Genomic DNA, 18,046 nt, shown 5'->3' with positions numbered 1-18,046 from the left:
TTTGAAGGCGTGCAGGCACGCATTGCGCGGCGGCCGCCTCAGGCGGCTTGGGCGAGGGAGAGCGAAAGCGCGTTGCGGTCCGCGCTGAGCGTCAGGCAAGCCCCTTCCGGGATGAGCCACTGGACATGTTCGAAGACTGCCGCGCGCAGTTGAGCGAGGAGCGCTTCGTCTTCGCCGAGCAACAGTTCATTGGCGAGATTGAGCGCCTGTCGTTCGAACGCGAGCGACTGCGTTTCCCAGCTGTCGCTTTCATGATCGTCGGAATAGCTGAACAGGCTTGCGTAGATCAGGTCGGCGAGCGCGCCAGGTTGCACATTCGCCGTGCGATCGAACAGGATGGTCGCCTCGTCGATGGACCAGGCCGCATTGTTGCAGACCAGCATGTCCACCGCGAGGTTATGGACGGTCGGCTGAGGAGCGTCGGCACCGCCCGGTTGCACAACGATCTCTGCGGTCAGCGCCTCGACGGGCCCGGAGGCGAAATCGTCCGGCAAGGCGACATCGTCGGCATAGCGGTGCAGGACACCATCGCGCTCCATCACGAAGCTGCAGGACAGGAGGCGCGGCAGGGCGTCATACCAGCCATAGCCTTGAAGACCGCGCTCCTCGTGGACGAGCCGCCCATCCAGCGGTGACTGCTTCTTGAGCGCCCGGTCGAGCGCCTGCTCAACATCAGCCTCATGCTCGGTCATCAGGATCATCGGGCCTGATCGGACGGGGCCGCCCATATATCGGTTGCCGGTGTCGGCGACGTTGGGTGCCCAGGCGTTGAGCCAGGGTTCGGCCTCGGGAAGAACTATCCCGAGATCATGGGCGCGCGCCCAGGCCTTATAGGGAAGGCGGTGAGAGGCCTCGAGAGCGACAGTGCGGTAGAGAGCGATCTCGGCCGCCTCCCTCAGACGGGACAGTGCCTCGTTCTCGACCATTTCTTTGCGGGCGGGAAGCACGAGCTGAAGTGCCGGCGCATCGACGATATCGACCCTGACCCGCCAGTTATGGGGATTGCCGAGTTCGCTGAGGGTGGGAAGCTGGCAGGGCACCGTCACGCCGTGGAAGTTGATACGGGGGCTGTGCGAGGCTTCGGTGACGCTGTCGTGGAAGACACCGATCCGGCAGCCCTCCCATATATCGATCCGACAGGCCCCGGCGAGGAAATCCGCGCGGGGCATTTCGACCTTCTGAAAATGGACCGGCAGCGGGAAAAAGTGCGCGGCGGTCCGCAGAGCCGCGTCGAGCTGCGTTTCCCAGGCGGGCGGCAGCTGGATCTGGAATTCGGTGCCGCGCACGATGCCGCTGGGTTCGATGGCGAACGGCAAGGCCCCTTCCCAGCCATCGGCCGGAATATGGACCGCCCAGCCCCGCTTGGCGCTGCGCGACCAGGAGAGGACGCGGACATCCTGGCCGGCGAGGCTGAAGACGCCCATGCCGGCGGGGTCCTCCCGCTGCAGGACGTCATCCCGCCAGCCGGACTCGCCGAGGGTGAGCAGCCCGGTGGGATCATCGATGCCGCGCCCGTCATCATGGACGGAAAGCGATGGCCCCTCGGGAAGGTTGTGGAGGGCGACATAGATGGCCTTGGCGCCGGCGCGGCGTCCGTTCTGGAACAGCTCATGGAGCACGTCGCCGAGCGTGCCATTATAGAGGCGCGAGACCTTGGAGATGAGGTTCTGGCCGACTGCGGGCCGTATCATGGTGGGAAGTGTCATGGCTGAAGCTCCTGTCCGGCGGAGGGCAATGCCCCCGCCTCGACCGCTTCCATTCCCCCTCCCCTTGATCGGACGGTCGGAAGCATCGGATCGGCCAAGTCGACATGGTCGATGATCCAGCCCGGCACGAAGTCCCAGTCGAAACACAGCGGATAGTCATGCTCGACCGCGCGCCAGTCCGCCTCAACGGCGTCGGTCCAGCCAATGACAGTCATGCGGAGCGAAGCGGTGCCGATCGCATCGCAGGCCTTGCGGATCATGAGAGCGAGGCCGATCGCATCGGGATCGGTGCGCGGATTGTCGCGCAGGTCGAGAACCGCCTCCCAGAGGCAGGCGGCGGTCTCGAGACTGGCTTCAGTATAGCGGGGCATGGCGTTTGCCGCCTGGAGATCAGGCCGCATGACGGAGGCCTCCCTGGAAGAGGCCAAGGTCGGCCGCCATCAGCATGCCGATATCGGGCGCGAGGCGGTCGAAAGCGGCGTTGAGGTCGGCAATGGCAACCCTGCAGCTTGCATCGCCGGGATCATGGTCGAGGGCGAACAGAAGCGACGGCAGTTCCGCGGTCATCTCGGGATAGAGCGTGCGGATGATGAGCGCCTCGACCCGCTTGGCAACCAGCGTGAGGCGTGCGGCCAGCCCGCAGGGCACGGCGAGATTGCGCTCGAACCAGGCGTCGGGCGCAATCACGTCTGCGAGCCGGGTCGAGGGCACTCGCTCATTGTCCAGCGTCGCGCGAAGAACGACGCAGCGGGTCCGCCGATCAGCGGCGACATCACTCAGGGGCACGAGTGCCCGATACTGGTAGAGCGGCGCGGTTCCCGCGATGCGGGAGCGGGACACGATGACATGCATGGTGTTTTCCTTCGATTGCGAGGGAGATGGTCCGGACGGATCAGACTGCTGCGGCGCGCTCGACCTGCCCGGCGCGATCGCCGGCATCCCCCTCCCCTCCCGCCTCGGCGGTTACCGGGCGGACCGGGACTTCAGCGCGAGCAGTTCGGCAAAGCGGCCACGCACGGCAGCGCCATCGGCGAACCGGTTCACAAGACCATGGTGCGCGAGGATCGAAGTCCGGGCATGCGCGATCTCGCCCGCTTCGGCCTGTGTCGGCAATCGCGGGGGCCAGCCTTTCACGAAGCGCAGGCCCCCGGGCATGGCAGCCTCGATCGCCCTGCGTTCGGCAGCACGCAATTTTGCGCGCCCCATGTCGTGGCGCAGCGAGAGCGGCAGAAGATGCGGAGCCACATCGGCAATCCAGCGCTGGGGCTGGAAGGAGAAGGTCGATGTCGCCTCGATCGCCACGAGATGCCGATAGAGGTCATGATTGTCGGGAGCACCGGTTGAAGCACCCAAATCGTGCAGCGAGGCCAGGACGCAAAAGGCGCAGGACAGGCGGGTGGCGCCATATGACGCATAGGCTTCGTGCAGGGGAAGCCCGTGATGGCCGTGCATCGCGTAGACCTGGGCTTCGGTCCAGTCGATGGCCGGATGCCAGACCAGCATCCGCGTTCCTGCAGCGTTTCCAGTGCGCGCGAAGCGCTCATCGGCTTTGGAAACAGGCGTGCCACGCCGGTTGGCGCTCTCCTCGCGGCGCAGCCCGAGGACCGATACGATCTCCTGCCCGCGAAAACGGCGGGCGAGTTCGGGACCGATCACCTGCACTTTGAGTTCGGACGTGCAGAAGCGCAGCGATGCCGAGGACCAGGGCCCGATCAGATTATAGGTCTCGAGCGCCTCATAGCGACGCTTGCCCGACGCGAACCGCTGCTCCCAGCGCGCGACCATGTCGCCTGTGCTTCGTCGCACCGTGATCAGGGGAAGGCCGAGGCGCTGTGCGATCGCCGCGACCGTCGCAGGCGTCGAGCGCCATTCAGCCCGGCCAAGATCCGCGTGAATGGCGATGCGGCGATCCGCCGGATGCCCCAGCGCATCGAGCAGTTCGATCGCGCCATGCGCCGACGCCGTCGAGTCCTTGCCGCCCGAGAGGTTGAACAGGAACCAGGCGTTCCGCCTGATGGCCGCGAGGATCGTGTCGTCGATCGCAGGCAAGGGCGCTTCGAAGCCGATGTCCGGCACGCGCGAGAGTGCAGCGCCCATAGCGGGTCTCCTCGGGACGGCAGTTTTGGATGGAAAGGCCAGAGTGCGCGGTCAGGCGCCGGGCGGGATCCGGTTATCGTACAGCGGCCGATCTTCAGGATGCCATTCGCCCGGAAGCCAGATGCGACCGTTGTAGCTGATGCGGCCGACGGGCACATGCTCGACCAGCAGGGTCGCGTCGGGGAACATGCTTGCGCCGAGGCCAGTCAGGTCCCGCCGGTCGGAATACTGACGGGACGCTTCGGCCCAGTCGGCCGCGAAGATATCGGGATAGCCCTTCTGCACGATGCGGAATGGCTGTCGCCGACGCGGCAGTTCACGGGACGCGAGCAAACGCGCGATGTGGCCGGCATAGACGGCGACAGTCGCCCAATAGGCGGCGACGAACGCCTTTCGGCTATCCCAGCTTGTCCGGGATCTGGCGCGGGCATCGGCTGCGAGATCACGCAGCAAGATCGAAAGAAGCAGCCGGGTCTGCGCCGGTAGCGTCTGCAGCAAGCGCGCCGATGGCAGGCCCATCACCGGATTGCGCACCTCGGCGCCGCGCGAGCGATGATCCATTTCGTCCTCCAGTCACCAGTCGAAGGTCTCGAGCCCGTCGACGCAGTCGGCGTCCCGGTCGAGCAGAAGCCAGCGACAGCCTTGTGCCCGCGCGAAATCGATGGCGGCCCGCAGTTCCGGCGGCGCCATCTCAGGCGCCTTGCCGTCAAGCGGATCGGTGAGGACGAACCAGCCATAGCCGGCCTCGGCGACGCCAAGCGGACGGGCCTCGGGAAGCAGCGGCGCCCATTGGTCGAGCAGGTCAGCGGTCGACGGCCTGATATGGCTGGTGCTGATCACCAGATGGCGTCCGATACGCAGCGGCGAGACCGATTCCGGTACGGAGACCGCCACGCTGATGCGCTCGGTCCAGAGATATTCGTCCTCGTGGCGCTCGAAATAGATCTCAGCGACCTGTTCGTCGTCGAGCGTGGCAGGATCGCGCTTGTCGCGGATATCTGACCACCATTCCCGGCAGAATTGAGCGATCTCGGCGATGAGATCCTTGCGCGAGAAGGCCGCATAGTGATTGCCACCGCATTTGTGGTCGATGAAGCCGACATGGACATCGACAGGTAATGGCAGGGGGCGCGAGTCGAGCCATTGCTCGGCCTGTTGCAGGTCAGCGAGCAGGCCGGCGTCGACATTGTCGATGCCGACCAGAGCCGTTCGGACCCGCGCCATGATGGTGGAAAGCTCTACATGCGAAAGCTCAGTCATGATGATTTCCTCGAAGCTGGAGGCGTGGGAGGCGCGACGGGGAGCATCGCGATCAGCCCTGGCCGATCGCGCGCCCGATCCTCGTGAGAGCGTCGGTGATATGTCGCTCGACCTCTTGCGTGGTGAGGCCGAGGCGTTCGGCGATCTGGGTGATGCTTTGCCCGTCCTGCTGGTGCGCGAGCAGGACGGATCGCGTGAGATCCGGCAGTGCGGCGAGCGCGCGGGCGTAGCGTTTGGCCGTGACCGGATCGATTTCGCCGACGCTGGCGGGGTCGATCCGAACCCAGGCTCGCACCCAATAGCCTTGCGCGTCCCGCGTGACGATGTGCTCGTCAGCGTCGACGCGCAGGAAGCCGCTCGAAGCCCAGCGGTCGCGTGCTACGGCGATTACGGGACCAGGCGGCCCAGGAACGGCAGACAGGCATGCCTCGATCCGTGATGCCAGGTCATAGCTGTTGCGCCGCCGGTCGCGCCGCAGGCTGAAGCGCGGATGATCGTTGAAGAAGTCGAGCGCTTCGGCGAGCAGCGCGCGGGCGTCATGGTCGGGCATGGGACATCTCCTGTGCGCCGATCCCGTCGACCGGCACCACGCCCACACCCCCTTCCCTCCCGCGTCACCCGTAATCCGCCGAACGCCTCACGCCGCCATGCGCAGCAGCGGGAGCGCGGTGACGTCACCGACCTGTGCGGAGCGATCGAGCACCGGGTACGGCAGGTCGGGAAGGCCGCGGGCCGCGATCTTCGCCGCCCGGGTCAAAGGGAAGAGATAGACATGGTTGCCCGGATGGCGCTGGCGCCGAAGAAAGCCGACGCGCTCGAGATCGACGAGCCATGCCGTTCGGTCTTCGCCAGCCAGGAGTGGACGAGCACCGGCCTGCAGCAGTTGCTCTACGGCATAGCGCTGTCCGCATTCGGCGTTGCGGATCTTGGAGATGGCTCGGCTCGATATGGGTTGGCCGCTTGGGAGGATAAGATCGATGCGCGACGAGGAGCGCCCGGTGTAGCGGCTACCCATCACGCAATAGAGCCCACCGACATGGCCGGGCATGAAGACCTGGCCGCGTTCATCGATCCGGCGAATCGGATCGGCATAGGAAATGACTGAGATGATCTCGGGCTTCTCCCGGCGCAAAAGGTTGAAGGCGCGCGACAACATCCAGGTCTCGGCATTGCCGCCCGTGTCGTCGAGCAGAACGAGGCGGCCCAGGTCGCACGCGGTGCGCGGGTCTTCGAGCCCCGCCGATTTCGGCACGCTGGCGTTGTTCACCGGATGCGCAAAAACGCAGACGCCGACCAGTTCCGACCGGCCGCCGCCACCGTTGCGGAAAAGGCCTACCGAAAGCCGCGTCACCGGCATCGAGGCGGCATAATGGTGCGCTCGTACGAACGGGGCGGCCTCACGCGCCGTGTCGATCACATCGACGGCGAGCGTCCGGGGATCGATTTCGCTGGCAGTCGGCACCCAGCGGCTGCGCCGGTCGCGCCAGCGCTGGCTTCTTGTGGTGATCATCGTCGGCACCTTCTGAGGAGCGGCCCGCGCCGACCCGTCGCCATCGAGACGCTCGGGCCGGCGCGGAGCCGTGGCTATCGCGCGACCACGCGCCGCGTGAGGTCCGGGATGCGGCTGTTGTCGCAGGGGCTGCAGACCGACATCTCGATCGCATCGCGTTGCGCGCGATACCAGTCGCTTGCCTGAACCCTGTAGGTCTCGGTGGCGAAGGGCTCGCCGCCGCTCGAGAATTCGATATCGACGGTGAAGGTCTGAAGAGCGACCTGGGACGAAGCGTTCATGATGAGATCCTTTCGATAGGAAAAGGGCGGCTCCGACCGAGGTCGAAGCCGCCACGAAGGAGTTGGTCGGGTTGAAGTCGGCGCGGCGGTCGTCAGCCGGGCGCGCGATTGCGCCATTTGGCGGCGGCCTGCTTGGCAGTCAGATCGTTGTGATGCTCCTGGCAAAAGGCCTTGAACGCCGCATCGTCGATCAGCTTTGGTGTCTGCAGTTCCTCGATCACGTCCCAGGAGAACGCATCGATCGAGCCCGGCGCGGCAAGCGGAACCCAGTCGACCAGGTGATTGCTGTCGGCGCCGCAACGCTCACAGGTCTGGCTGTCATAGGTGGCGAGCAGCACCCAGTCCTGGGTCTCCTCGTCCCAGCAGGCATTGGCATCCCGGCTGATCTGCCCGCTGCCGCAATGCCGACAGCGCGGCATCATGGGTTCCATCTTCGGCGCAGCGGCGGGGAGATCGCGGGCGCCGGCATCCGACAGCATCTCGCCCTCGGCAAAACCCGGGGGCACCGGGAGCGCCGCCACCTCATAGGCGGTGTCGGTCCCGGGCCAGATGCCGGTCAGAAAGGTAGCGCTGCAGCTTTCATCGTCGTCCTTCTGCGACTGCCAGTCATCGTCGGCGATCGCGAGGCGGCACGCTGCCTCGATATCTGCCGCTTCATAGGATGTGTGCCGGAAGACGAGCCGGCGATAGCTGCTCTCGATCGTAAAGCTCGGCATCGCTCCCTCCTCAGTTCGCCCTGGCGAAAAGCTTGCGCGCCTTGCCTTCAATCTCGAGACGCGTGTCCTGATTGGACTTGGCCCGCGCATGGGCGGTGATGCCCTGGACGAAATCGAACAAGCTGGCGGGCGGATGGCCTTCCTCGGACGTCACCGACTGGATGATCTTCGCGGTGTCGGTCTTGGAAAAGCCGTTCTTGCGCAGGAAGGTCTCGCGATCCTCGTCGGTCCGCGCGACGATGCGGCTGCGCGCAGTCTTGATGCCCTCGATGAAGCTCATCGCCGAGGAGTCCGCGAAATTCTCGAGCGCCGGAGCAGCCTCGTGGGCGAAGCGGTTGGCGGCGAGTTTGGAATGCCGGATCGAGATCTCCTCGAAATTTTCGACGCCCCATAGATTGCGATTCATACACACCGCGCGAAGGTAAAATGTCGCTATTCCCAGTGTCTTGGAGCCGACTTCCGAGTTCCAGCAATAAAAACCGCGGAAGAAGAGATCGGGCTCGCCATTGGGAAGTTTGCCCGCTTCGATCGGGTGCGTGTCGTCCACCAGGAATAGGAAAACGTCGCGATCCGAGGCGTAGAGCGTGGTCGTTTCGCGCGTGACATCGACATGGGGGTTATAGCGCATCGAACCCCAGTCGAGCACGCCGGGTACCTTCCAGCGCGTGTCCGACACGCCGTTGCCCGCGATCTTCATGACGGCGGTGACCAGTTCATGGTCCCAGATGCGGCCATAATCGGGGCCGGTGACGGCGCGCAGCTCGGCGCGGCCCTCGTGGGTCTTGAGCAGCTTCACCTGTTCGCCGCGATGGCTGAGCAGCCCGTGCTGGAGATTGATGCCCGCGAGTGCCGCAGGCAGGTTGCGCAGATAGGATGCGGGAGCACTAACGAGGCTCGACAATTGGCCGAAGGACCAGTTGGTCGGCGCGATCGGCTCGGCCTCGCCGGGAACGATCAGGCTGAGGCGTTCGGCATTGTCCATGCTTGCCTCGACCCGCACGTCGCGGCTTTCGACAATACGGGTACGGGCGCGATCGGCGCGGCGGCGGACGCTGTCATAGAGTTCGTCGAGCGACAGGAACTTCTCGTCGTCGGGACGGGAATACCATTCGGAGGAAACGCGACCGATGTTGCGACCGCGGGAGATGTCGACCTTATAGGCGCCGGAGACCTGGGGCGCGTCGATATGCTGGGCAAGCGTTGCCATGGGAAATCTCCTTGGAGAAGGCCCGATCCACCTCGGACCGGCCACTCCTTCCCACCCCCTTCCCTCCCGGGTCGCCCGCGCAGGCTGCTGGGGATCAGCCAGCAAGAGCGTCGCGATAAATGTCGGCCGCCCACTGCTCGATCCAGAGCGTGGTCACGTCCTCATGGCCGATATCGCCATCTTCAACGCACTGGCGGATTTCGGCGCGCGCCTGGACGATCGCCTGTTCCCAAGGGTCAGTTGGCGGCTTATCGGGCACGGCACATGCGGGTTCGGGCTGGCGGGTGCCGGATGGGTTTGCGAGCCGCGAAAGCTGCCGTCCCGTCCATGCCTGCATATGCTCCGCCACGAGCTCGTCGGTTTTGGCGACGCCCCGGCGGAAGGCATCCTGGCGGGCTGCTATTCCGTAAGCCTGGCTATCGACAGACAAGATGCGATGGTCGAGGCCCGCGAGTTCCGGGAGCGCACTGCCCTTGACGCCAAAGAGGTGCAGCATCAGCCCCGGCGGGAGAATTCGGTCCAGATGATCGAGCACCGCGATCAAGCCCTCTGGCCCACGGACCTGACGTCGGCACATCGAGCCAACCCCGATGAAGCGGGTCCGCGAGACGTCCAGCGCGAGGGCGTCGAGACAACGCTCATAGTCTTCCGGGCGACGCCCCTGGATCACGGGCATGAGGCGGTGCTCGATCCCGAGATCGCGCGCGCCGCGTCGGCAATCGAGATTGGCGCGAATGGTCCGCGAAATCCGGCCGAGCACCTCTTCCCGGTCGGCTGCAATTTCGGGCTCGACGCAATAGTCCATGCTGGCGAACCAGCGGAACGGATAGCTGGCGGCGAGCGCCAGATAATCATCTGTGCGCCACGGAAATCCGCGATAACGCGCCATCGCGACGAAGCCGGCGGAATCGAGCGCAAGGCTGGCGAGACCCCGCGCGTTGCGAAGCTGATCGAGCTTCCATCCCAGCCATTCGGGCCATCCTTGCCGCTGGCTCCAGCGTGAGAGCGCGTTTGCGGAGATCAGGGCCGGCATCTGCATGGCTCTGGCCTTATTCAGGATTGGCCCTTCCCGCAGATGCGGCAGACCGACCAGAACGCCGATCGTCATGGCCTTGCGCGCTATGCGACTGACCAGCAGCACCAGCGCTCGGCTGCCTGCCTGGGCGTCAGGAGATCGTGGGTGTTCAGGCAGAATTCCTGGAACGCGGCCGTGATGGCGAGGCCAGGATTGCCGAGATGTTCGATCACCTCCCACATGAACCGATCGGCCGGTCGAGATCGCTGTCCGTGGTGGCGGCCCGGGTCTGGGTGAGAAATGCGAAGAAGCTGGCACGATCGCGCTGGGCTGCGATGAAGCGAAGAAGGATGCCGATCTGGGTGACATCACTCCAGCCTTCGGCATCCGCGATCCGACGAAAGAGGTCAGCCGACATGATTTTCTCCATTTTGGAGGATTTGGGAAAGCGGCGCGCGACTGGTTGATCGACACACGCCGGGTGAGGGTGGCGGGGATCAGAACAGGCTGAATTGCCCCGAAGCGGTGTCGGAAGCCTGTGGATTGCTCCGGCTGGTGCGGCCGCATCGCCCCAGTGGGCACGGGCCATATTTCCCCTCGCGATCGGCCAATAGGTCCCGCTCGGCGTGAAGTTCGATGAAGGGGCCGCTATGCCCGCTCGGACGTTTGCATCCGACCCCGACCGGCGCCTTGCAGGTTGGGCAGGCCACCTCGAGAACAGGGTCGCGAGGCCAGGTCAAACCGCAGTCCTGGTTCTGGCAGACGGCGACCCCCTTGACGATGAAGGCCATCTCTCAAGCGGCCTTTTGCACGATCCACTCATAGAGCAGATGGGCGTCCGGCTCATATTCCGAGCCGATCGAGATGCGGACAAACGTGCCGTCGCACGCGAAGGCGGACGCGCGCGGGAAGCTGAGATAAGACCGCCCCTCAAGGACCAGATCGCCCGAACGTACCTTGGTAATCGCCCGCGTGGTGCCGATCGCGCGGTGACCCGCCGGCGCATCGACCAGTTTGAGGGTATCGCCGGCCTTTACGCGCTTCTTGAACGCGGCCAGGGAGACAATGGCATCGACCGGATTCTTCAGGCCGTTGCGTTTCGCGAGCGCCGCCCAATAGGCCTGTCCAATGCGCGCTTCGCAGTAGAAGGAGCAAGACCAATAGTCCTGCAGAGGGTTGGTGCGGGTAGATCCGAACCGCTCCATCTGGTCGCGGATCGCGACCTGCGCCGCTTCCTGAGCCTCACGCCCCGTCAATTCCTCCGGCCAGTCGAGGATCTCGGCCGTGATCTTGCGACCCCCTGAGAATTTCTGGGTCTGGATCGCAAAGGAAGCGTTCGGAAACTTTCGCGCGAGATGCGGCTCGATGCGGCCGGCGAGCGTCGCGAGGTTGTCGCCGGGACGATAGAGATCGCCCTGGTAGTGGAAGTTGCCCCGATCATCATGCGGGGTCTGGCTATACAGGCGCGCGGGCGCACCCGACGAAGCGGTGTCGGTCATTGCATGTCTCCTTGCTTGATTGGTGCCCGCCCCTCGCGGGCGGGGAGTATCAGGCGTCCGGAACAGACGCCTCGATTTCGGCGGCGAGGAACCGCCGGGTTACCACCCAGTCGAGATATCCCGACCGGGTGTCGTCATTGGCGACCTCGATCTTCCAGTCCTCGACCGGATGATCGGGATCGTCGGACCAGGGATCCGCTCTGGTGGTGAGATTCCCGCTTTCGAGCACACTGGACAGCGCCCCGCGGGTAGTCTCGTGGACAATCCGGTCGGCGAAGATCGCGCACCATCCGCCACCGAAACTGTCGCGATGCGGTCGGCTGCAGCTGAAACTCCATTCGAAACCGATCGCGCTTCCGGCGAGGGAGGCCGCGCAGCAACGCTGGATCAGCGCTGCGATGGGGTCCGGCTGGAAGTCCGTTGTGCTAGAGATGCTGACCGTGCAGATCGCCGGGTCATCTGCCGAATTCTCGACACGCATGTCCGCGCCGAACTCGGGAAAGGCAGCATCGTCGAAGATCGACGTGAAGCCGCTTAAGAGATCATCCAGTGTTTTCGCCGGGAATATTGCCAGAAACTCGGGACTTGCCGAACCGGGCTCGAAGCCGCCTGATAGATCGGCGGACAATTGCCAGGCTTCCTCGATCAGCGCGGCTTCATCGATCGAGCAGGTGAAGGCGAATGAGCCCTGGACGAAGCTGTCGGCCATGGATGTCTCCTCAAGATACTTGCGCGGCCCAATCGCCACGCCATCCATCGGCTTCCTCCTCCCCTCCCTTTGACTTGCACGCCGAATGACGGCACCTGTTCGTTTACGCTTGCGCAAGCTCGCATGGGTCAAGACCAGTCTCTCCAGCCAGAAGAAGGAACCTGCATGGCCGAGGCCGAACAATCGGACGTGATGTCTCTGACCGTGGCGCTGCTCAGCGCCTATTTTGCGAACAACACGGTGCCGAGCAGCGAATTGCCCGCACTGGTCGAAGGGACCCGCAAAGCGTTGCTGGGCGATACATCGACGGTGTCACCAGCCGCCGAGGAGGCAATCCCGGCGCCAGGGCCGGTCGCGCCGGCGGCTGTGGCGCCAGTGTCGGTTGAACCGGTGGTAGAAGCTCCAGCGCCAGTTCCCGACTTCAAGCCGGCAGTGTCGATCGAGGAAAGTCTGGCGTCACCCGACCAGATACTGAGCATGATCGACGGCAAGCCGTACAAGGCCCTGAAGCGCCATCTCTCAACCCATGGTCTGACGCCCGCCGAGTATCGCGCGCGCTATGATCTCCCCGCAGACTATCCCTTGGTCGCACCCGGCTATTCGGCCGCGCGCCGGGAAGTCGCGCTCAAGTTCGGTCTTGGCGGCAAGCGCAAGGGCGCTGCCGCCGAACCGGGCGCAGCCGAAGCAGACAATGCAGCGCCGGCGCCGGACGCGACGCCCGCTGACGTGGTCGCGGAGACGACGGCACCGGCACGTAAACCGAGGGTGAAAGCTCCAGCCCCGGCAACCAGGGCGAAGCCGAAAGCGACGACACGCAAGGGCAAACCCGACATCGTCGCCGAGGCTGAAGCACCGGCAGGCGAGCCGGCCCCCGCGTCCGAACCGGTCGCCAGCGACGTTGCACAGGAAAAGGCCGCCCCCGCTCGCAAGCCCCGTGCGAAGGCAGCGGCTGCAAAGGTTGCGCCCAAAACGAAGGCCAAGGCGGCCACCGGCAAAGCAAAACCGCCTGCGGTCGTGGAGGCTGCGAAGCCAAAGCGCAGTCGGGCGCCGAAAGCAGACACGCCGCCGACCGCACAGGTCGAAGCTGCCCCTGCAGAACCGGCCCCGGCAGAATGATCTCATGGTCCGGGCGCAGTAGTGTGCCCGGACCATCGCTGTTCATGAGGCGTGATCAAGGCCGCGTCATGCCAAGAATAGCCTCGACGATTTCATGCGATCGGTCGGCGGGGATGAAGAGCCGGGTCTTGTAGGCGATGACTTCGCTGAACACGCCGCGCGCCTTCAGTCGCTCACGGTCTTCGGACCGGTAGCTGCGGATTTCGAGCCTGCGGGTCCCGTTGACCAGCGCCACGGCCAGCATCGCGCCGCCAAGCCCCGGGATCGCAATGCCCGTGCCCTTCTGGGCAGCGGCACACAGCTCGGCAGCGGTCAGTTCAACCGAGCCGTCAAGTCCGAAAGCCGTTTCCAGTTCGGTCATCGCGACCGGCGGGATCAACCTGCCAAGAATCGACGTGCCCTCGCCATCGTCGATCCGCCACACCCGGACATCGTCCTGGGGAAGCCTGTGCCAGACCGGTAGCAGGAGCCCTGTCGCGACGCTCACCGTCTCGACATCGGCCTTGGTTTCAGCTTCGGCCGCCTCTGCTTCCCAGAGTTGCTGGAATTCCTCGCGGTCGACCCTCTCCCAATGACTGTTCCAGAGCGCCATCTCGTGCATGCGGGACGCGCCGGTCGGTCGCACGAGCTGGCACATCGGAATGATGCGGCCCTCCTCATCGGTGATCGACCAGGACGGCACCTGCAGGGCAATTCGCTTCGAGCGGCGGTTGCGCAGGAAGGCGATCTCGCTCGTTCCTTCCCAGATCTGCATCAGCCGCTTCCAGCGCATGACCGATGGGCGCAGGAGCAGCTCGAGCCGCAACAGCCTGGTCTCAGCGCCTGTCACCGGATCGGTGCGTAAGGTCTGCTCGGATTTCACATCGATGCGCTCGGCTCGGATGGTTTCGACGCCGACGTCCAGCGTGCCGGCTTCGCGCGCCGCATCGACCCGTGCCTGGATCAACCCCAAATATTCGTCGAAGATCGCGTTCTGCGTTGCGATCCTGAGCGCGAGGATCCGGTTCAGCCAGCGCTGGATAGGCGGCAGTTTCTCAAGCAGAGCGCCATTCTCATCGGCGAGCTTGAGGCCGGTCATGTCCTGGAAGCCATCCAGCGTGACGCTGGAGAGCTTGCCCGCATGGAGCAGGTGATACCATTGGGTCAGTGCCTCCCGAGCGTAATCGCTCTCCAGATTGTCGGCGGGATCGAAGAGATTCTGCCCGCCTGTCTGGCGTTGCCCGCGGGTCAAGGCGCCAAGGCTGTCGAGGCGACGCGCGATCGTCGAGATGAACCGCCGCTCGCCCTTGCAATCGGTCGTGACCGGGCGAAACACCGGCGGGACGCTCTGGTTGGTCCGGTGCGTACGACCAAGTCCCTGGATCGCCACATCGGCGCGCCAGCCCGGCTCCAGCAGGAAATGGACACGGCGCTTGTCGGCGGTTCGGCAGCTGAGATCGGCATGGTAGGATCGCCCTGTGCCGCCGGCGTCGGAAAACACGAGGATCGGCTTGCGTCCGTCCATGAACGCCTGGGTCTCGGCGATGTTAGCGCGCGCGCCGCGACGTTCGAGCTTCTGGCAGCCGTCGCTGCCGCTCAGGATGCGACGCGACCGACCGGTGACCTCGGCGACCCTGGCGGTTCCGAAGTGGGCGAGCAATGCGTCGAGGGCGGCCGGGACCGGCGGCATCGCGCAAAGCTCCTCGATCAGCGCGTCACGGGTCGCGATAGCCTCGACGCACTCGACCATAGCGCCAGCTTCGTCACGCATGGGCTCGGATCGAAGCGAACCGTCGCTCGCCGCAAACACGCGCATCTGCTGGGTCGGGAAGGCATTCTTGAGATAGTCGATGAGGGTCGCTCGGGGAGAAAGCTCCAAATCCAGATGGGCGCGTTCCTCGGGGGAAAGCTCCGCAAGCCGCCGATCGAGGATCGCTTCGGCCGTGCTGACCAGCTGGACGACGGCAACATTACCGGCAGCGACTTCTGCCTCGATCGCCTCGAAGACAGTCGGCATCTTCATGGAGATCAGAAGCGCTGACCAGAAGCGTTGCTTCGAGCTTTCGAACCGGCTGAGTGCCGAGCCCTTGGCCATGGCGTTGAGCGTCCGGCCCGAGGCCCGGTCGACGATATTGGCGGCCTCGAGCGCGGCGGTCAGGTTGCGATGCACGACCGCCCACGCGTCCGCATAGGCGTCGTAAATCTCGATCTGGGCTGGCGTGAGCCTGTGCTCGAGCGGGTCATATTCGACGCCGGCGAAGCTCAGGGCTCTAGCCGTATAAAGACCCATGGCCTTGGTGTCGCGCGCCACAATCTCCATCGCGGCGATCCCGCCTTCTTCCATCGCGGAGAGGAAGGCGTCGCGATCCTGGAAGGCGGTCCCTGGTCCCCACAAGCCGAGGCGCGCGGTGTAGCTCAGATTTTCCGGCTTGGTCGCACCGGTGGCCGAAACATAGATGATGCGGGCCCGGGGCAACGCGATCTGCAGGCGAACGCCGGCGAGGCCCTGTTCGGATCCCTTGGCCGCGCCGAACTCTGTCTCTGTGCCGGCGGCATTGCCGAGGGCATGCGATTCATCGAGCAGTATGACGCCCTCGAAATCAGGGCCGGCCCAGTCGAGCAACTGCTGGAGGCGCGAGGCACGGTCGTGGCGCTGGGAGCGCAAGGTGGCGTAGGTCAGGAACAGGATGCCGCTGTCCATCGCGACAGGCGCGCCAAGCGGAAAGGCATCGAGCGGCTGGATGTCGATCGGCACCCCGCCGAGCGCGCTCCAGTCCCGGCGCGCGTCCTCGATCAGGGCCGAGCTACGGGAAATCCAGATCGCGCGGCGGCGGCCACGGTTCCACTGGTCGAGGATGATGCCGGCGCCTTCGCGTCCCTTCCCGACGCCGGTGCCGTCGGCGATGAAGAAGCCGGTTCGATAGACGGCGCCTTCGGGGTCCTCATGGAGCTGATCCCCGGCCTTGTTGGGCGCAAAGGTCCCGGGCAGATCGCGCTCGCAGGCTTCGCCGGCATGGATGATCGTTTCCAGCTGGGCGTCGGACAGCGCCGCGAGCGCATGGTCCTGCAGCATCGGACGATAGCTCGGCGCGGGCGGCAGGACCGACGCCATGGCAACGGATTCCACAAGCTGATCGGGGTGGGGTCTGGCGCTATCGATCTCGATCCGGGCCGGCCGCCAAGGCGCATAATGGCCGACCGGATCGCCCGGGGGCAGCGGCGTGTCGCGGATCGCATAGGTGAGCGGCCTGGCGCTGCTGTCCGCCGCGATCCGCTCGGGCTTGACCAGCACGCGCCTCTGCAGCCCGCCGAAGATCGCAGACGGCGACGGCAGGGTCGGCTTGCGTGGCCTGAGCGGAACGACGGCGGGTGCCGGCGGCTCAGGGTCGGGGAACGCGAGCCGTGGCGGAATGCCGCTCACCAGTGCGGCCGCCTCGTCGATCGTTTGCGCAGTGTGGCGGTCGGTGGCGCCGGTCCATCCCTTGTCGAAAACGACCAGGCGGATCGCGATGCTGGTGCCATGCTTGGCATAGGGATTGCCGAGGATGGTCATCTCGAAGCGCGGCATCACCGTCTCGCAGACCATCGTGTAACCGTTGGCAGCCGCGCCGTCGGCAGCAAAGCTCGGCGGCATGATCGCGACGCAGCGACCGCCCGGTGCGAGACGCAGCAGCGCGGACCGCAAATGCCGCGCGCCGGCGAAGCGGTCGTTGCCGCGCCCGTCGCTGCGGCTGAAGGGCGGGTTCATCAGCACGACGGTCGGCGCCACCGATCCGGGGAGCAGATCGTGGATGAACTCGGCGTCGTGCCTCGTGACGGCCTGGCCGAGAAGCCGGCCCAGCAATGACGCGCGTCCCGGGTCGCGCTCGTTGAGAGTCAGGCCGGCGCCGACGTGAAGTGCATGGACGGCTAGCATGCCGGTGCCGGCGGACGGCTCCAGGGCATGGTCGTCCTTGCCGATCCTTGCCGCCTGCGCGGCGAGCCAGGCGAGCGAAATCGGCGTGCTGAACTGCTGCATCTCCACCTGATGCTCGCTGCGATAGGTCTGGGTCGGCAGCGCGCGCTCGAACCGGCGAAGCGCGGCGAACGCATCATGGCCGGCGATGTCAAGGCGGGCCGCGCCTGAGGGTGAATTCAGCATCAGGACCTGGGCGGCTTCGAGCGCGTCATAAGCGTCGCGCATCGACCAGGCGCCAGTCGCGTCGGACGTCGAGAAGGCTTCTTCCATGAGGCGTTTCAGGTCCTGGCGTCGGACCGGCTGACCGCGGCCGAGTAGTTCGGCGAGGCGCATCGCAACCGAGTGCAGATGAGCGGTCTTGTGGTTTTCCGGCTCGTCAGGATGGGCGAGCGCGAGCAGAGGAAGAGACATGGCGGAACTCCGATCTGGGTCTGGACCATCGCGGCCCGCCAATTCCCTCCCCCTTCCCTCCCATGCGGCTGACGGGCACAAAAATAGGGCCGTGGCGCGAAGCCAGGCCCTATGAAGGTGGAGATTTCGGTCCGGGTTAGGCGGGTGTGTCACCAGTGGTTAGCGAGCCCAGGAGGATCACCGCGATTGACGGCTTCTCGTCCGCCGAATGCTTCCGGCTGTCATAGGCATGGTGTCCACCGCGTCCGATGGTCAGCACGTCGAACGTCGGTGACAGGCCACCATTGGCGTTGGCGATCGCCGTGCCATTGTCGTGATATTGGATATCGATGAAGCTCGGCGGCGCCCCGCGCCGATACTCGCCGAAGAAGAAGGTGATCCGGCGCCCGTCGGAGGTACGGGCAGTAATCGTGAAATTGCCGTCCGGAATGTCGATCGGCAAAGTGGGCACGTCATTGAAGCGAGCGAAGCCGATCGCCTCGGCATCGCTCGCGGTCATGATGGGCAATTGGGTGATGTCGGCCAAGGGGTGCCTCCCGATGAAGCGGAACCCCGAAATATCGTGGTCCGCAAAGGGAAAAT

The 18,046-nt window shown here is 65.3% G+C and carries 19 protein-coding genes; 1 reads left to right on the top strand and 18 read right to left on the bottom strand.

Going from position 1 to position 18,046, the window contains the following annotated elements; all coding sequences use genetic code 11:
* Positions 1–38: 38 nt before the first annotated feature.
* The 16 genes from A7Q26_RS18425 to A7Q26_RS18350 all read right to left on the bottom strand — a co-directional run bounded on the left by A7Q26_RS18425 (position 39) and on the right by A7Q26_RS18350 (position 12,132).
* Positions 39–1,706: a sensor histidine kinase gene (locus A7Q26_RS18425; RefSeq protein ID WP_066862512.1), complete on the bottom strand. Its 1,668-nt coding sequence runs from the start codon at positions 1,704–1,706 to the stop codon at positions 39–41.
* Positions 1,703–2,107 (bottom strand): hypothetical protein, encoded by a 405-nt coding sequence (locus A7Q26_RS18420; RefSeq protein WP_232313865.1) that lies wholly within the window; start codon positions 2,105–2,107, stop codon positions 1,703–1,705. Before A7Q26_RS18420 ends, A7Q26_RS18425 begins: the two co-directional genes overlap by 4 nt.
* On the bottom strand, positions 2,097–2,558 hold the full coding sequence (locus A7Q26_RS18415) for a hypothetical protein (RefSeq protein WP_066862509.1): 462 nt from the start codon (positions 2,556–2,558) through the stop codon (positions 2,097–2,099). Before A7Q26_RS18415 ends, A7Q26_RS18420 begins: the two co-directional genes overlap by 11 nt.
* 111 nt (positions 2,559–2,669) lie before the next feature.
* Positions 2,670–3,803: a phosphoadenosine phosphosulfate reductase domain-containing protein gene (locus tag A7Q26_RS18410; RefSeq protein ID WP_066862506.1), complete on the bottom strand. Its 1,134-nt coding sequence runs from the start codon at positions 3,801–3,803 to the stop codon at positions 2,670–2,672.
* Positions 3,804–3,854: 51 nt separating this feature from the next.
* Positions 3,855–4,337, bottom strand: a complete 483-nt coding sequence (locus A7Q26_RS26070; RefSeq protein WP_232313864.1) for a hypothetical protein — start codon at positions 4,335–4,337, stop codon at positions 3,855–3,857.
* 39 nt (positions 4,338–4,376) lie between these two features.
* Positions 4,377–5,063: a DUF5983 family protein gene (locus A7Q26_RS24850; RefSeq protein ID WP_084439202.1), complete on the bottom strand. Its 687-nt coding sequence runs from the start codon at positions 5,061–5,063 to the stop codon at positions 4,377–4,379.
* 52 nt (positions 5,064–5,115) lie between these two features.
* Complete coding sequence (locus A7Q26_RS18395; RefSeq protein ID WP_066862504.1) at positions 5,116–5,613, bottom strand: RNA polymerase sigma factor; 498 nt, start codon at positions 5,611–5,613, stop codon at positions 5,116–5,118.
* An 87-nt stretch (positions 5,614–5,700) separates the two neighbouring features.
* On the bottom strand, positions 5,701–6,573 hold the full coding sequence (locus A7Q26_RS18390; RefSeq protein WP_066862501.1) for a Mom family adenine methylcarbamoylation protein: 873 nt from the start codon (positions 6,571–6,573) through the stop codon (positions 5,701–5,703).
* A gap of 74 nt (positions 6,574–6,647) precedes the next feature.
* Positions 6,648–6,854: a hypothetical protein gene (locus tag A7Q26_RS18385; protein ID WP_066862498.1), complete on the bottom strand. Its 207-nt coding sequence runs from the start codon at positions 6,852–6,854 to the stop codon at positions 6,648–6,650.
* 92 nt (positions 6,855–6,946) lie between these two features.
* Positions 6,947–7,570: a hypothetical protein gene (locus A7Q26_RS25710; protein WP_066862496.1), complete on the bottom strand. Its 624-nt coding sequence runs from the start codon at positions 7,568–7,570 to the stop codon at positions 6,947–6,949.
* Between the two features lie 10 nt (positions 7,571–7,580).
* The gene (locus A7Q26_RS18375; protein WP_066862493.1) at positions 7,581–8,777 is read right to left on the bottom strand and encodes a DUF932 domain-containing protein; all 1,197 of its coding nucleotides are present in this window, start codon (positions 8,775–8,777) and stop codon (positions 7,581–7,583) included.
* A 94-nt stretch (positions 8,778–8,871) separates the two neighbouring features.
* Entirely contained in the window at positions 8,872–9,885 is a 1,014-nt protein-coding gene (locus A7Q26_RS18370; protein WP_066862921.1) for a deazapurine DNA modification protein DpdA family protein, read from the bottom strand.
* A 136-nt stretch (positions 9,886–10,021) separates the two neighbouring features.
* Complete coding sequence (locus tag A7Q26_RS18365; protein WP_157102608.1) at positions 10,022–10,210, bottom strand: hypothetical protein; 189 nt, start codon at positions 10,208–10,210, stop codon at positions 10,022–10,024.
* A gap of 79 nt (positions 10,211–10,289) precedes the next feature.
* Positions 10,290–10,583, bottom strand: coding sequence for a zinc finger domain-containing protein (locus A7Q26_RS26370; RefSeq protein WP_066862487.1), 294 nt, complete (start codon positions 10,581–10,583; stop codon positions 10,290–10,292).
* 3 nt (positions 10,584–10,586) lie between these two features.
* On the bottom strand, positions 10,587–11,291 hold the full coding sequence (locus A7Q26_RS18355; RefSeq protein WP_066862484.1) for a hypothetical protein: 705 nt from the start codon (positions 11,289–11,291) through the stop codon (positions 10,587–10,589).
* 49 nt (positions 11,292–11,340) lie between these two features.
* Positions 11,341–12,132 carry a hypothetical protein gene (locus A7Q26_RS18350; protein WP_232313863.1) on the bottom strand — a complete coding sequence of 264 codons (792 nt, stop codon included), beginning with the start codon at positions 12,130–12,132 and terminating at the stop codon, positions 11,341–11,343.
* A gap of 33 nt (positions 12,133–12,165) precedes the next feature.
* On the opposite strand from A7Q26_RS18350, the gene A7Q26_RS18345 reads away from it, so the two are divergent.
* Positions 12,166–13,116 carry a MucR family transcriptional regulator gene (locus tag A7Q26_RS18345; protein ID WP_066862481.1) on the top strand — a complete coding sequence of 317 codons (951 nt, stop codon included), beginning with the start codon at positions 12,166–12,168 and terminating at the stop codon, positions 13,114–13,116.
* 55 nt (positions 13,117–13,171) lie between these two features.
* On the opposite strand, the gene A7Q26_RS18340 is transcribed toward A7Q26_RS18345, so the two are convergent.
* Complete coding sequence (locus A7Q26_RS18340) at positions 13,172–17,464, bottom strand: strawberry notch-like NTP hydrolase domain-containing protein (protein ID WP_066862479.1); 4,293 nt, start codon at positions 17,462–17,464, stop codon at positions 13,172–13,174.
* A 136-nt stretch (positions 17,465–17,600) separates the two neighbouring features.
* The gene (locus A7Q26_RS18335) at positions 17,601–17,990 is read right to left on the bottom strand and encodes a hypothetical protein (RefSeq protein ID WP_066862476.1); all 390 of its coding nucleotides are present in this window, start codon (positions 17,988–17,990) and stop codon (positions 17,601–17,603) included.
* Between the last annotated feature and the right edge of the window lie 56 nt (positions 17,991–18,046).

The organism is Sphingobium sp. TCM1, assembly GCF_001650725.1.
Taxonomy (GTDB): Bacteria; Pseudomonadota; Alphaproteobacteria; order Sphingomonadales; family Sphingomonadaceae; genus Sphingobium.
This window is presented reverse-complemented; position numbering and strand designations above follow the sequence as displayed.